Here is a 14,269-nt window from a genome sequence, read left to right as displayed (position 1 = left end):
CCTCGTAGACTTGTCCGGTGCCCATTGTTCCCGTTGCCGCCCCAGGAAAACTCAGTGTTCGTGGTGCCCGCGTACACAACCTCAAGAACGTCGATATCGACATCCCGCGCGACTCACTGGTGGTGTTCACCGGGCTTTCCGGTTCCGGAAAGTCCAGCCTCGCGTTCGACACGATCTTCGCAGAGGGACAGCGCCGCTACGTCGAGTCGCTGAGCGCATATGCGCGGCAGTTCCTCGGGCAGGTTGATCGCCCCGACGTCGACTTCATCGAAGGATTGAGTCCTGCGGTTTCGATCGACCAGAAGTCGACGAACCGCAACCCGCGTTCGACCGTGGGCACGATCACTGAGATCTACGACTACATGCGCCTCCTCTGGGCGCGTATCGGCATCCCGCACTGTCCGGAATGCGGCGAGCGCATTCAGCGACAGACGGTGCAGCAGATCGCCGACCAGCTCATGGAGCTGGAAGACCGCACCCGCTACCAGATCGTCGCGCCGATCGTCTCGCAGAAGAAGGGTGAGTTCGTCGATCTGTTCCGTGAGCTCGGCGCGAAGGGCTACTCGCGTGCGATCGTCGACGGTGAGCTCATCCAGCTCGCCGAGCCGCCGAAGCTCAAGAAGAGCTATAAGCACGACATCGCCGTCGTCGTCGACCGTCTTGTGGCATCCGATGACATTCTCGGACGCGTCACTGATTCAGTGGAGACCGCCCTGGGGCTGGCCGGCGGTGTCATGCAGATCAACTTCGTCGACGGCGAGGGCGATGACGCATGGCAGTCATTCTCTGAGAAGCTCGCGTGTCCGAACGGGCACGCCATCACGCTCACTGAGATCGAGCCCCGCACCTTCTCGTTCAACGCGCCGTTCGGCGCCTGCCCCACCTGCTCTGGACTCGGCACCCGCATGTCGGTGGACGTCGATCTCATGCTCGGCGATGAAGACCTCTCGATCCGTGAAGGCGCGATCATTCCGTGGACCACTCAGGGCAAGGGGCTCTTCCAGTACTACGAGAGACTGCTCGAGGGCCTTGCGCGCGACCTCAACTTCTCACTCGATACGCCATGGCGGGACCTGCGCGTCGACGTGCAGGACGCTGTGCTGCGCGGAGACAACTACAAGGTCACCGTCAAGTGGAAGAACCGCTACGGCAGGGAGATGCGGTACGCCTCGGGATTCGAGGGCGTCGTCCCCTACATCGAACGGCAGTATGCACAGGCAGAGAGCGACACTCAGCGTGCTCGCTGGGGCGAATACCTGCGTGAGGTCCCGTGTCCGGTGTGCGACGGCACACGTCTCAAGCCAGAAGTTCTTGCCGTCAAGGTGCACAACCGCTCGATCGCCGAGGTTTCTCAGCTCAGCCTCTCGGACGCGCGAACCTTCATGGAGCAGCTGACACTCACCGAGCGCGAGGCGAAGATCGCAGCCCAGGTGCTGCGCGAGATTCGCCTTCGGCTGGATTTCCTGCTGCAGGTCGGTCTGAACTACTTGAACCTCAGCCGGGCTGCAGGTTCGCTCTCGGGCGGCGAGGCGCAACGTATCCGGCTGGCCACCCAGATCGGCTCTGGGCTCACCGGTGTGCTCTATGTGCTGGATGAGCCGTCGATCGGTCTGCACCAGCGCGATAACCGGCGACTGATCGATACGCTGCAGAAGCTCCGCGATCTCGGCAACACGCTCATCGTCGTCGAGCATGATGAAGAGACGATCGAAGCGGCCGACTGGGTTGTCGATATCGGTCCTGGAGCCGGTGTCAACGGTGGCGCAGTGGTGCATTCCGGCCCGTACTCGGCGCTGCTCGGCGAATCGGAATCGGTGACCGGCGACTACCTCGCAGGTCGGCGAGAGATTCCTACGCCGAAGAAGCGGCGCAAGATCGACAAGAAGCGGCAGCTGACCGTCGTGGGCGCTCGCGAGAACAACTTGAAGAACGTCACAGCAGATTTTCCGCTCGGCGTGCTGACGGCTGTGACCGGCGTCAGCGGTTCGGGAAAGTCTTCGCTGGTCAACGACATCCTCTATCGCGTCCTCGCCTCCAAGCTCAACGGCGCTCGCAAGCTCGCAGGCAAACACACCCGTGTCACTGGTCTCGACAACCTCGACAAGGTCGTTCACGTCGATCAAGCGCCCATCGGGCGCACCCCGCGATCGAACCCGGCCACCTACACGGGTGTCTTCGATCGCATCCGGTCGCTGTTCGCTGAGACGCCAGAAGCGAAGGTTCGCGGCTATCAGCCGGGCCGATTCAGCTTCAACGTCAAGGGTGGGCGCTGCGAGGCGTGCTCCGGCGACGGAACGATCAAGATCGAGATGAACTTCCTCCCCGACGTGTACGTCGACTGCGAGGTCTGCCACGGAAAACGCTACAACCGCGACACGCTTGCCGTGCACTACAAGGGCAAGAACATCGCAGAAGTTCTCGAGATGCCGATCGAAGAGGCAGCCGCGTTCTTCGAGCCGATCCAGGCGATCCACCGCTACATGAAGACCCTCGTCGACGTCGGCCTCGGATATGTGCGCCTCGGGCAGTCGGCGACGACCCTCTCAGGTGGTGAAGCGCAGCGCGTGAAACTCGCAACCGAGCTTCAGCGCCGCAGCAACGGCCGAAGCGTCTACGTGCTCGACGAGCCGACCACCGGTCTCCATTTTGAAGACGTGCGCAAGCTTCTCGAAGTGCTCAACAGCCTGGTCGAAAAGGGCAACACGGTGATCGTGATCGAGCACAACCTCGATGTGATCAAGTCCGCCGACTGGGTCATCGACCTCGGTCCTGAAGGTGGTGCGGGGGGCGGAGAGATCCTCGCGACCGGAACTCCCGAGCAGATCGCACAGGTCGAATCCAGCCACACCGGGCTCTTCCTCGCTGAGATCCTCGAAGATGGGCGCGGGGCTCGGAAGGCCAGCTGATGGCCGACGTGCTCCCGTACAAACCGAAGCAGGGAGAGATTCCGACGGCCCCGGGGGTGTATCGCTTTCTCGATGCATCGGGTCGCGTGCTGTACGTCGGCAAGGCGAAGAATCTGCGACAGCGCCTGTCGAACTATTTTGCGCCGCTGCGCACGCTACACGAGCGCACCAGGCGCATGGTGACGACCGCGGCATCCGTGGAATGGACCGTCGTGCCCACCGATGTGGATTCCCTGCAGCTGGAGTACATGTGGATCAAGGAATTCGATCCGCCTTTCAATGTGCGCTACAAAGACGACAAGTCCTATCCGTTCATGGCTGTGACGCTGGGGGATGAGGCTCCGAGGGTGCTGGTGACGCGTAATCGCAAGATTCCGCGGGCACGGTACTTCGGGCCGTACCCGAAGGTCTGGGCGGTGCACGAAACCATCGATCTGATGATCAAGGCATTCCCGATTCGCACCTGCAGCGACTCCAGCTACAAGCGCGCCATGGTGACGGGTCGCCCGTGCTTTCCCGGCCAGATCGGCAAGTGCGGTGGTCCGTGCTCGATGAAGGTCACCATCGAAGAGCACCGTGCGATCGTCGACGACTTCGTCGCCTTCATTGCGGGCGGTGATGAGCGCTTCACGAAGGAACTCACCAAGCGGATGCACGCGGCTTCTGCAGCGATGGACTATGAAGCCGCCGCACGATACCGTGACCAGCTCGCGTCTATCGAGGCAGTGCTGGGGAAGAGCTCGCTCGTGTTGGCGGCTGACGAGGATGCTGATCTCTTCGGCATCGCTGAGGATGAGCTCGCCGCGACCGTTCAGCACTTCACGATCCGTGGCGGACGCGTGCGCGGAGTGCGAGCAACGACGATCGAGAAGGAGCTCGACATCTCGGACTCCGACCTCGTCGATCAGGTGCTGCAGCGTGCGTACGGCGATGGCGTCGACATTCCCCGGCGCGTACTCGTTCCTTCGCTGCCCGACGACGTGGTCGAACTCGAGCTCTGGCTGCGAGAGCGCCGCGGACGCAAGGTCGAGATCGCGGTGGCGCAGCGCGGTCAGCGCGCCGAACTCATGCGCACGGCCACGCTCAACGCACAGCAGGCGCTGATCCGGCACAAGACCAAGCGGACCAGTGATTACGTCGCACGTACTCAGGCGCTGACTGATCTGCAGGAGGCTCTCGGCCTCGATGCGGCGCCGCTGCGGATCGAGTGCTTCGACATCTCTCACCTCGGCGGTACGAATGTGGTCGCGTCGATGGTGGTGTTTGAAGACGGGCTGCCGCGCAAAGACCAATACCGCTCCTTCAACATCGCTGAGACCACCGATGACACCGACTCGATGCATCAGGTGCTCATGCGCAGGCTGGCGTACCTGGATCGGCCTGAAGAGCCCGAGCCCGTCGAAGTGGCGACAACCGATGACGCTCTGGCAGACGGCGAGGTCATCACCACGCGCAGGAAGCCGCGATTCTCCTATCCGCCCCAGTTGCTGCTCGTCGACGGCGGGAAGCCGCAGGTCGAGGCGGCAGCACGCGCGCTGCGTGATGCAGGACACACTGAGATCGGTCTGTGCGGCATCGCCAAGCGCCTTGAAGAGGTGTGGCTGCCGGGGGAGGACTTCCCCGTGATCCTGCCGCGCACGAGCGAAGCTCTCTATCTGCTGCAGCGACTGCGCGACGAAGCGCACCGCTTCGCGATCACCCATCAGCGAAAGCGACGCCGACGCGATATCTCCACGGTGCTCGAAGAGGTACCTGGCCTCGGCGCATCCCGAATCAAGGCGCTGCTGAAGCACTTCGGCTCGGTCGCAGCCCTCAAGAGTGCGACCGCGGCGCAGATCCAGGAGATCCCCGGTATCGGCCCCACGCTCGCTGACAGCATCCACAGCCACCTCGCGAGTAGATAGGCTGGTCTCCACAGGGAAGGAGCACCGATGACCGACGAGGACAAGAACGAATTCCTCATCGTTACCGGCATGTCCGGTGCGGGGAGATCCACGGTCGCGAACGCACTCGAGGATCTGGACTGGTACGTCGTTGACAACCTCCCGCCGCAGATGCTGCGCCCTCTGCTGGACCTCACTGATCTCGGTGGGGGAGCACTGCCGAAGGTTGCCGCGGTCGTCGATGTCCGTGGTCGAAACCTCTTCAATGACTTCCCCGAGGTCGCGCGGGCCCTGCGGTCGCGCGGAAGCGTGCGGGTGCTGTTCCTCGACGCCTCAGATGATGTGCTCGTGCGACGGTTCGAAGCGGTCAGACGCCCGCACCCTCTGCAGGAAGACGGCACCCTTCTCGATGGCATCCGATTGGAGCGCTCGCGCCTGACGCTCGTGCGCGAGGCCGCCGATATCGTCATCGATACCTCATCGCTGAACATCCATCAGCTGGCGACGCAGATTTCTGAGACCTTCTCTGAAGAGGGGGCTGCTCGACACCGGCTCACGGTCCTCAGCTTCGGCTTCAAATACGGGCTCCCCACGGATGTGGACCTCGTGGCAGACATGCGATTTCTCCCCAACCCGTACTGGAATGACGATCTGCGAGGATTCACCGGTCAAGACCCTCAGGTGCGCGACTACGTTCTCGCGCAGGAAGGTGCATCGGAGTTCCTCGAGGCCTATGCCACCGCGCTCGTACCGGTGCTCGAGGGCTACCAGCGGGAGAACAAGGGCCATTCGACCGTTGCGATCGGATGCACCGGAGGCAAGCACCGCTCCGTAGCAGTCGCCGAAGAGCTCGCGAAGCGTCTCGCACAGATTCCGGGCGTCGCGGTCAGCGTGCGCCATCGCGATCTCGGCCGAGAGTAATCGACGCGAGCCCGGGCCGGTAAACTGATTGTTTGCGTCGCGATCCGACGCACCAAGCTTTTCAAGGAGTCCCGTGGCACTTACCACCGATGTCAAGGCTGAACTCGTCAGCATCCGTAACGCACCGCCGACCGTGCGCGTCGCGGAGGTCACCGCGATCCTTCGGTTCGCTGGGGGGCTCCACTCCATCGCAGGCCGAGTAGCGGTGGAAGCCGAGGTCGATGCTGAGCTGCTCGCTCGTCGCGTTGCGCGCGACCTTGCCGAGATCTACGGTGTGCGTCCTGAGATCGCGCAGGTGCAGTCAGCGAGCTCACACGACGGTGCACGATACGCGGTGCGTGTGATCGGCGCGGGGGAGACTCTCGCACGTCAGACCGGTCTGCTGGATCAGCGCCGCCGGCCAGTGCGCGGGCTGCCGAACCGACTTACGACCGGGTCTCGAGAAGAGATCGCCGGCCTCTGGCGCGGAGCGTTCCTCGCTGCGGGGTCGCTGTCGGAGCCTGGACGCTCCGCAATGCTTGAAGTCTCGTGCCCGACCTCGGAAGCCGCAATGGCACTCGTCGGCGCAGCGCACCGACTCGGTGTCGCAGCGAAGGCCAGAGAAGTACGCGGACTGCCGCGCGTCGTAGTTCGTGAGGGCGAAGCGATCCGATCGATCCTCGCTCAGATGGGCGCGCAGAAGACGGCTGCGACGTGGGAAGAGATGCGTCAGCGGCGCGAGGTGCGCGCGGGGGTGAACCGCCTGGTGAACTTCGACGACGCCAACCTGCGCCGTTCCGCACAGGCGGCGGTTGCCGCATGTGCACGTGTCGAGCGGGCTCTCGAGATCCTCGGCGACACGATTCCCGACCATCTGCGACTTGCCGGCGAACTGCGCCTCTCGCACCGCGATGCCAGTCTTGATGAACTCGGCCATCACGCCGAGCCGCCTCTGACCAAGGACGCCGTTGCAGGTCGAATCCGTCGTCTGCTGGCGATGGCAGACAAGCGCGCGCAGCAGGAGGGCATCCCCGGCACGGAATCAGCAGTGCCCGCCGGCCTCGACGTCTAGCTCGTTCGCGATTCGTGGAAGCTTCCGTGCCGCAGGGGCGTTGTCGTCAGTAGGATGAAAATGTCTCCTCCGCGCCGCACTCGGATGGCGTGGGGAAACCGACAAGCGCCGCGGCGCGGCGCGGAATGGATGAAAAGCGACATGGCTACATACACGCTCCCTGACCTCCCCTACGATTTCGCAGCGCTGGAGCCGCACATCAGCGGCAAGATCATGGAGCTACACCATGACAAGCATCACCAGGCTTATGTCACCGGCGCCAACGCAGCGCTCGACGGTCTTGCCGAGGCACGTGAAAGCGGCAACCTCGCCAACGTCAACAAGCTCGAGAAGGACCTCGCGTTCAACCTTGGCGGTCATGTCAACCACTCCATCTTCTGGACGAACCTCTCACCGAACGGCGGAGGGCAGCCCGAGGGGGAGCTGAAGGCGGCCATCGACGAGTACTTCGGTTCGTTCGAGAAGTTCCAGGCGCACTTCACGGCAACGGCCATGGGCATCCAGGGCTCTGGCTGGTCGGTGCTGAGCTGGGACTCGATCGGGCAGCGCCTGATCATCCAGCAGCTTTTCGATCAGCAGTCGAACTCAGCGCAGGGCACGATTCCGCTGTTCCAGCTCGACATGTGGGAGCACGCCTTCTACCTGGATTACCTCAATGTGAAGGCAGATTACGTCAAGGCTGCCTGGAATATCGCCAACTGGGAGAACGTCGCGCAGCGTCTCGACATCGCGCGTAAGCAGACGAACGGCCTGCTGGTACTGTCGTAACCGGGTCGCGTCCCGACGGGTTTCGTCTCGTCGGGACGCCGTCTCAGCCAAAATCCCCCGCGTGCGGCGCAGGTGCTACTGCTGCGTTCGGCGCATGACAAACAGGGAGAGACCTTAGTGTCTGTCAAGATCGGTATCAACGGCTTCGGCCGTATCGGACGTAATTTCCTTCGTGCGGCTCTCGCACAGAACGCTGACATCGAGATCGTTGCAGTAAACGACCTCACCGATAACGCGGCTCTCGCGCACCTCCTGAAGTACGACTCCGTCGGCGGCCCCCTGGGCGTCGAGGTCTCGCACGAGGGTGACGTGATCACCGTCGGCGGCAAGGCCATCAAGGTCTTCGAAGAGCGCGATCCCGCCAACCTCCCCTGGGGCGATCTGGGTGTTGACATCGTCATCGAGGCGACCGGTCGTTTCACCAACGCCGCCGACGCCGGCAAGCACATCGCGGGCGGTGCCAAGAAGGTCATCATCTCGGCCCCCGGCACGGACGTCGACGGCACCTTCGTCATGGGTGTGAACGAAGAGTCCTACGACCCCGCCAACGACAACATCATCTCGAACGCATCGTGCACCACGAACTGCCTCGCGCCTCTCGCGAAGGTCTTCAACGACAAGTTCGGCATCCAGCGCGGTTTCATGATGACCGCACACGCGTACACGGCCGACCAGAACCTGCAGGACGGCCCGCACAGCGACCTGCGCCGCGCCCGCGCTGCCGCGATCAACATCGTCCCCGCCTCCACTGGTGCAGCGAAGGCCATCGGCCTCGTGCTGCCCGAGCTCAACGGCAAGCTCAGCGGCTCCTCCTACCGCGTCCCGGTTCCCACCGGCTCGATCGTCGACCTGACGATCGTCTCGGACCGCGATGACCTCACGGTTGAGGAGATCAACGCTGCATACCGCGAGGCCGCAGCTGACGGTCGCCTCAACGGAATCCTCGAGTACACCGAGGACCCGATCGTGTCGAGCGACATCCAGCTCAACCCGCACTCGTCGATCTTCGACTCGGAGCTGACCAACGTCAGCGGAAACCTCGTCAAGGTCTCGAGCTGGTACGACAACGAGTGGGGCTACTCCAACCGTCTCGTCGACCTGACCGAGTACGTCGCAGAGCGTCTCTGAGCAACTCATGACCCTGCGCACCCTGGACTCATTGGGTTCGCTCGAGGGCAAGCGCGTCATCGTCCGTTGTGACCTGAACGTCCCCCTGAAGGACGGCGTCATAACGGACGATGGCCGTGTTCGCGCCTCGTTGCCCACCCTGAACGCCCTCATCAATGAGGGTGCACGCGTCATCGTGTGCTCTCATCTCGGACGCCCAGACGGTGCGCCGGACCCGCAATACAGCCTCGAGCCGGTCGCGATGCGTCTGGCCGAGCTTCTCGATCAGCCCGTCGCGTTCGCGTCCGACACTGTCGGCGAGTCCGCGAGCGCGGCAGTTGCTGCCCTCGAGAACGGCGAGGTCGTCGTCGTCGAGAACCTCCGGTTCAACGCCGGGGAGACTTCGAAGGACGATTCCGTCCGCAAGGCTTTCGCCGGTGAGCTCGCAGAGCTCGGTGACGCGCTGGTCTCGGACGGATTCGGCGTCGTGCACCGCACGCAGGCGAGCGTCTACGACCTCGCCGAGATCCTCCCTTCGGCGGCCGGTCTCCTGATCGCCACCGAACTGGATGTGCTTGACCGTCTCACCGAGACCCCTGAGCGCCCCTACACGGTCGTACTCGGCGGCTCGAAGGTCAGCGACAAGCTCGGTGTGATCTCGCACCTGCTGCCGCGCGTCGACCGGATTCTCGTCGGCGGCGGAATGCTGTTCACGTTCCTCGCAGCCCAGGGGCACGCAGTGGGGTCAAGTCTCCTTGAGAAGGACCAGCTCGATACCGTGCGCGGATACCTCAGTGAGGCGACCGAGCGCGGTGTGGAGATCGTCCTGCCGACGGATGTCGTCGTCGCAGCGTCATTCTCTGCGGATGCTGCGCACGAGACGGTTGCAGCGGATGCCATCGAGGAGTCCTCGTTCGGAGCATCCGGAATCGGACTCGACATCGGCCCCGAGACCGCTGCAGCCTTCGCAGACGCGATCCGCGGGTCCAAGACCGTGTTCTGGAACGGGCCTATGGGCGTGTTCGAGTTCCCTGCCTTCGCGGCAGGAACCAAGGCTGTCGCACAGGCACTCACCGAGGTCGCCGGCCTCGGTGTTGTCGGCGGCGGCGACTCGGCGGCTGCTGTGCGTCAGCTCGGCTTCACCGATGACCAGTTCGGTCACATCTCGACGGGCGGAGGCGCAAGCCTCGAGTTCCTCGAGGGCAAGAAACTACCCGGCCTGGAGGTGCTCGGATGGGCATGACAACCCGTACCCCGCTGATCGCGGGAAACTGGAAGATGAACTTGGACCACCTGCAGGCGGTCGCATTCGTGCAGAAGCTGCACTGGGCGCTCAAGGACGCCAGGCATGAGGACGGCTCGGTCGAGGTCGCGGTCTTCCCGCCGTTCACCGACATTCGCAGCGTCCAGACGCTGATCGACGCGGACAAGATTCCGTTCGCGCTCGGGGCGCAGGACCTGTCGGCTCATGACTCCGGTGCGTACACCGGCGAGGTATCGGGTGCGTTCCTGTCGAAGCTCGACGCGAAGTACGTCATCATCGGCCACTCCGAGCGTCGTGAGTACCACGCCGAAGGCGACGATGTCGTGGCGGCGAAGGTTCAGGCGGCGTTGAAGCACGGTCTCGTGCCGGTGATCTGCGTCGGTGAGACAGCAGAGGACCTCGAGAAGTTCGGCGCGAGCGCTGTACCTGCCGGTCAGCTCGAGGCAGCGCTGAAGGATGTTCCTGCTTCTGCAGACATCGTGGTCGCGTACGAGCCGGTCTGGGCCATCGGCTCGGGCCAGGCTGCGACGCCGCAGCAGGCGCAGGACGTCTGCGCGGTTCTGCGGGGTGTGCTGGCGAAGGCACTGGATGACGATGCTGCGGCCCGCACACGCATCCTGTACGGCGGATCCGTGAAGGCTGCGAACATCGCCAGCTTCATGCGTGAACCCGATGTCGATGGCGCACTGGTCGGTGGCGCAAGCCTCGTCGTCGACGATTTCGCCGCGATCATCCGCTTCGAAAAGCACGTCGGGGTCTGAGGGGGTGCGGGGGCTGCGGCCCCCCACCTGCGTATACTTGACCCTTGCGGGCAATCACGGCCCAATCGAAAGGCATTCCCTCGTGGCAATTCTTGAGTTCGTTCTGCAGGTTCTGCTGGGCATCACCAGCGTCCTGCTGACACTCCTCATCCTTCTCCACAAGGGCCGCGGTGGCGGTCTGTCCGACATGTTCGGTGGCGGGATGACATCTGCGGTCGGCTCCTCTGGTCTCGCTGAGCGCAACCTCAACCGTTTCACCATCGTCCTGGCGCTCGTGTGGTTCATCTCCATCGTCGCGCTGGGCCTCATCACGAAACTTGAGGTGATCTGACATGGCCACTGGAGGCAATGCCATCCGCGGAACCCGCGTCGGTTCCGGGCCGATGGGCGAGCAGGATCACGGCTACCACGCCGATCGCATCGCCGTCTCGTACTGGGATGGGCTCGGCAACGAGACCGTCCGCCACTTTGCGGCGGGGCTCCCTGACGAAGAGATTCCCGAGACGATCGACCACCCGCAGTCCGGTCTTCCGGCCGGCCGCGACAAGGCGAACCCGCCCGAGCTGGCCAAGAACGAGCCGTACAAGACCCACCTCGCATACGTGAAGGAGCGTCGTACCGATGACGAAGCAGTACAGCTTCTCGATGACGCCCTGACGCAGTTGCGTGAGCGTCGCGGACAGGCCTGATCCATCACTTTTCGAAGCCGTCGTGCCCTCAGGGGTACGGCGGCTTTGGCGTAGGTGCTCAGCGGCACCCGGCGGCTACAGCGACCAGCTCCTGCGGGGGAGGACCGTAAGCAGAGGTTCCGTTTGCGATATCGGTGAAGCCCTGGCTGATCGCCCAGGCTGTCGCCCACGCTTCGATGCTCTGCGGGTTCGAGTCGTCGTACATCCCCTCGCACTTCACACTGATCGCGTGCCCGACTTCGTGAGCGATGAGTGCCTGACTGCGCGCGCCCGGCCAGTGCGCCGCCACTGAGTCCGACAGCTCGATCGTCGCGTACCCGGGGTCGCCGTACCACCACGTAGCGAGCCCGCCCATGCTGTCGCCATCGCCGAACCCATTGACGTACGCCGACCAGTCGAAGTCGAGCAGGATTCCCGGCGCGAGGCCGCGTGCGAATGCTTCGATCTGAGTTCGGGCCTCGAACAGAGCGCCCTGCTTCTCTGCGATCTCGGCTTGTTCAGAGCTCAGCATCGCTGCTGCGGCGGCTTCGAGTTGTTCATACGTGCCGGAGACTGTGGAATCGAGCTTCTCCACCCCGGCGAGTTCGGCCGCGGTGTTGCGCAAGGCGAGAATGTCGAGGTTGCGCGCCGCGATATGCGCTGCCTCGAAAGCACCAGCAGCGTCGGTTGCAGACAGAATTGCGCTTGTGCCGGCGTCGTTCACGGTCTCGGCAGCATCGTCAGCCACCGTCCGCGCGGACTCGAATTCTGAGCGCAGTCCAGACGCGGCCTCACGCTCATCGTTCAGCTCAGCGGCCTCGCCGAAGAGCTCCCATGCCCAGGTCGGCTTTTCCTCTGCCGTCGGGAGCGTCTCATCGAGGAGTGCACTCGTCGACGCCTCTGCATCTGCCGCGTCGGTCAATGCTGCCGCGAGGACCTCTTTCGCCCCGGGATCCATGAGAGTGCCGGTATCCGCAGCCGCAATGGTCGATGCGGCGTCCGTCATTGCCATCAGCGCAGCCATGTCCTGTTCGAGCTCGTTCTGGCTGGTCGCGGTCTGCACGACGGCATCCCGGAACGACTCCCGTGCGTCGTCGTACGCGACGTTGGCGCCCCACTGGGTTCCGATGCACGCGACGCAGATGACTACCGCACCGAGCACGGCGAGCACGACGCCGGTTCGTCTGCGACGGGGCGTGCGCTGAGAGGCGGCGTGGGAGATGACTGTGCCGCCGAAAGTCGGAGCGAGATGATGGCCGCCATGCGAAGGAGCGGGTGACATTGCCACGGGCATTCCTCCTCGGGGGAGATGGAGGGGCTGACGAGAATCGAACTCGCATCAGCTGTTTGGAAGGCTGATGACGCCCCGTTCAGGCGGGTTCAGAGAGGTTCAGGACGGGTCACGCTCAACACAGAAGCGCCTGATGAGATCGTGCGTTGTGACGCGATCTCAGTCTAGGCGAGGCGCTGGAGGGCATGGTCGGATGCCGAAACAAATGCTGTCAGGGATGCTGTCACGGTTCTTGACATGCAAGAAGCCCCATGACGAACTTGGGTCTGCTGTAGGAACAGTAGGCCCCCCGCTTGATCGTCCCATTTTGAAAACAGACACGGGATCGCCTCTATCTCAATGGAATGTAATTTCGGTTAGAAGCACGGGTGATACGAGAATGAGCTTGTCGGCCGCGTCGAGAAACCGGAAGCGAAACATGACCCTGACAATCGTGTACGCGAAGCACTCTGGTGTTGTCTGATGGTCAATTCAGATCATGACACACTCGCGGTATTCAGAAATTCCAAGCTCCAGATGAGCAGGCCGGTCATGAAAGCGGCCAATATCAGGTAAACGATCCATCGTCCAAGACTGTATTCCCAATAGGGGATGGGCTTTGGTTTCTCGCGTAGTGCGCCGATCAACACGCCAACGTAGGCTGCCGGCCAAATCAGGATCGCAAAGATGGGGAGACCGAACTCTTCGCCCGAGTTTCGCTGATTTAGTGTGATTGTTGTGTTCCAAGGGACCTGGACGAACACGTACAGCGCAATGATGACTGAAACTGCGAGTGCAATACCTACAAATATTTGTGTGCTCCGACGCGACCGAAGATATCTGGGATCATCAGCTGGTAGTAACGCTTTCCATTTTGACGGGACTGCGGGTCGGTCCTCTGGGAAGCTGTCTTCCTGATCTACGCTATTTAGTGCACCCATATTCTTAGTCCACCCATATTCCTGGATGAGGAGGGTGCCAGTGTCACCGGCGCCCCAGCCCACCATCTGACCAGCGCCGGCGGTACCCCAATAGTCCATGCCCGTGGGTTTTGCCCCGCCACTGAGATCAGTCGGGCCTGGCACGAGGGTACCACCAGCGCCTACCGCAAAGTCCCATGCCCCTTGGGTGGGGAGTAACCACCTATCCCGACCTGCGTAGATACCACGCGCGCACGCGAAGACGACGTTCCGATCGAGGTAGTGAGATGCGCAGCGAGAGCAGCGTCGAGCGGCAGGTTCACGCTTCTCGGACTGACCTCCGCCACCAACTAAAAAGCCCCTCCGTGGATAACCACGAGAGGGGCTTTTTGGTGCGTATGCTGTCAAAACTGTTGTCACATTTGAGGGGCTGACGAGAATCGAACTCGCATCATCTGTTTGGAAGACAGAGGCTTTACCACTAAGCTACAGCCCCGGAAACTGAGCGTGGCTCAGAGACCGATTCCGGCGCGAACCGGACTTATCGATCATAGCGGACGTTTCGGCTGTTCTCGTCCGTTAGACTCGTGGAGGCCGTTCCCGCCTGTGCGGGGTTTAAACGGGGCGTAGCTCAGCTTGGTAGAGCGCCCGCTTTGGGAGCGGGAAGTCGCAGGTTCAAATCCTGTCGCCCCGACCACGGCCCCCGAACCTCAGGCCGCGCCGGTTGCGCGGAAACCCAAAGGAGAACCA

11 protein-coding genes and 2 tRNA genes are annotated in these 14,269 nt (G+C 62.9%); 11 read left to right on the top strand and 2 right to left on the bottom strand.

Features of this window, described 5'->3' with window-relative positions; genetic code table 11:
* Nucleotides 1-17: 17 nt before the first annotated feature.
* The 10 genes from uvrA to ACTU6U_RS12290 all read left to right on the top strand — a co-directional run bounded on the left by uvrA (nucleotide 18) and on the right by ACTU6U_RS12290 (nucleotide 11,350).
* Nucleotides 18-2,906: an excinuclease ABC subunit UvrA gene (gene uvrA / locus ACTU6U_RS12335; protein WP_443469401.1), complete on the top strand. Its 2,889-nt coding sequence runs from the start codon at nucleotides 18-20 to the stop codon at nucleotides 2,904-2,906.
* Nucleotides 2,906-4,810: an excinuclease ABC subunit UvrC gene (gene uvrC / locus ACTU6U_RS12330; RefSeq protein WP_443469400.1), complete on the top strand. Its 1,905-nt coding sequence runs from the start codon at nucleotides 2,906-2,908 to the stop codon at nucleotides 4,808-4,810. Before uvrA ends, uvrC begins: the two co-directional genes overlap by 1 nt.
* A 27-nt stretch (nucleotides 4,811-4,837) precedes the next feature.
* Nucleotides 4,838-5,710, top strand: a complete 873-nt coding sequence (gene rapZ, locus ACTU6U_RS12325; RefSeq protein WP_443469399.1) for an RNase adapter RapZ — start codon at nucleotides 4,838-4,840, stop codon at nucleotides 5,708-5,710.
* A 73-nt stretch (nucleotides 5,711-5,783) separates the two neighbouring features.
* The gene (whiA, locus tag ACTU6U_RS12320; RefSeq protein WP_443469398.1) at nucleotides 5,784-6,761 is read left to right on the top strand and encodes a DNA-binding protein WhiA; all 978 of its coding nucleotides are present in this window, start codon (nucleotides 5,784-5,786) and stop codon (nucleotides 6,759-6,761) included.
* 141 nt (nucleotides 6,762-6,902) lie between these two features.
* Nucleotides 6,903-7,529, top strand: a complete 627-nt coding sequence (locus ACTU6U_RS12315) for a superoxide dismutase (RefSeq protein ID WP_443469397.1) — start codon at nucleotides 6,903-6,905, stop codon at nucleotides 7,527-7,529.
* Between the two features lie 117 nt (nucleotides 7,530-7,646).
* Nucleotides 7,647-8,657: a type I glyceraldehyde-3-phosphate dehydrogenase gene (gap, locus tag ACTU6U_RS12310; RefSeq protein ID WP_443469396.1), complete on the top strand. Its 1,011-nt coding sequence runs from the start codon at nucleotides 7,647-7,649 to the stop codon at nucleotides 8,655-8,657.
* A 7-nt stretch (nucleotides 8,658-8,664) separates the two neighbouring features.
* Nucleotides 8,665-9,879, top strand: a complete 1,215-nt coding sequence (locus ACTU6U_RS12305; protein ID WP_443469395.1) for a phosphoglycerate kinase — start codon at nucleotides 8,665-8,667, stop codon at nucleotides 9,877-9,879.
* Nucleotides 9,870-10,661 carry a triose-phosphate isomerase gene (tpiA, locus tag ACTU6U_RS12300; protein ID WP_443469394.1) on the top strand — a complete coding sequence of 264 codons (792 nt, stop codon included), beginning with the start codon at nucleotides 9,870-9,872 and terminating at the stop codon, nucleotides 10,659-10,661. The genes ACTU6U_RS12305 and tpiA overlap by 10 nt, the downstream gene beginning before the upstream one ends.
* A gap of 82 nt (nucleotides 10,662-10,743) precedes the next feature.
* Nucleotides 10,744-10,992 (top strand): preprotein translocase subunit SecG, encoded by a 249-nt coding sequence (secG, locus tag ACTU6U_RS12295; protein ID WP_033107536.1) that lies wholly within the window; start codon nucleotides 10,744-10,746, stop codon nucleotides 10,990-10,992.
* A 1-nt stretch (nucleotide 10,993) separates the two neighbouring features.
* A complete protein-coding gene (locus tag ACTU6U_RS12290; protein ID WP_443469393.1) occupies nucleotides 10,994-11,350 on the top strand; it encodes an RNA polymerase-binding protein RbpA in 357 nt (118 codons plus the stop codon).
* A 58-nt stretch (nucleotides 11,351-11,408) separates the two neighbouring features.
* Here the strand turns inward: ACTU6U_RS12290 and ACTU6U_RS12285 are convergent, their stop codons facing one another.
* Together ACTU6U_RS12285 and ACTU6U_RS12280 are read right to left on the bottom strand one after the other, a co-directional pair.
* Nucleotides 11,409-12,617 (bottom strand): hypothetical protein, encoded by a 1,209-nt coding sequence (locus ACTU6U_RS12285; protein WP_443469392.1) that lies wholly within the window; start codon nucleotides 12,615-12,617, stop codon nucleotides 11,409-11,411.
* A gap of 1,327 nt (nucleotides 12,618-13,944) precedes the next feature.
* Nucleotides 13,945-14,015 (bottom strand) — tRNA-Gly (locus tag ACTU6U_RS12280).
* Nucleotides 14,016-14,139: 124 nt separating this feature from the next.
* Here ACTU6U_RS12280 and ACTU6U_RS12275 point away from each other — a divergent pair.
* Nucleotides 14,140-14,216: transfer RNA gene (locus tag ACTU6U_RS12275), tRNA-Pro, on the top strand.
* Nucleotides 14,217-14,269: the final 53 nt, after the last annotated feature.

The sequence above is a fragment of the Microbacterium zouquanmingi genome (assembly GCF_052266695.1).
GTDB lineage: Bacteria > Actinomycetota > Actinomycetes > Actinomycetales > Microbacteriaceae > Microbacterium.
The sequence above is the reverse complement of the archived record's forward strand: the minus strand, read 5'-3'. Positions and strand labels throughout refer to the sequence as shown.

What these genes read in the sequence shown, in the direction of transcription:
- tpiA (WP_443469394.1), top strand. Translation starts at nt 9,870, where the DNA reads ATGGGCATGACAACCCGTACCCCGCTGATCGCGGGAAACTGGAAGATG.
- uvrC (WP_443469400.1), top strand. Translation starts at nt 2,906, where the DNA reads ATGGCCGACGTGCTCCCGTACAAACCGAAGCAGGGAGAGATTCCGACG.
- ACTU6U_RS12290 (WP_443469393.1), top strand. Translation starts at nt 10,994, where the DNA reads ATGGCCACTGGAGGCAATGCCATCCGCGGAACCCGCGTCGGTTCCGGG.
- rapZ (WP_443469399.1), top strand. Translation starts at nt 4,838, where the DNA reads ATGACCGACGAGGACAAGAACGAATTCCTCATCGTTACCGGCATGTCC.
- ACTU6U_RS12315 (WP_443469397.1), top strand. Translation starts at nt 6,903, where the DNA reads ATGGCTACATACACGCTCCCTGACCTCCCCTACGATTTCGCAGCGCTG.
- ACTU6U_RS12305 (WP_443469395.1), top strand. Translation starts at nt 8,665, where the DNA reads ATGACCCTGCGCACCCTGGACTCATTGGGTTCGCTCGAGGGCAAGCGC.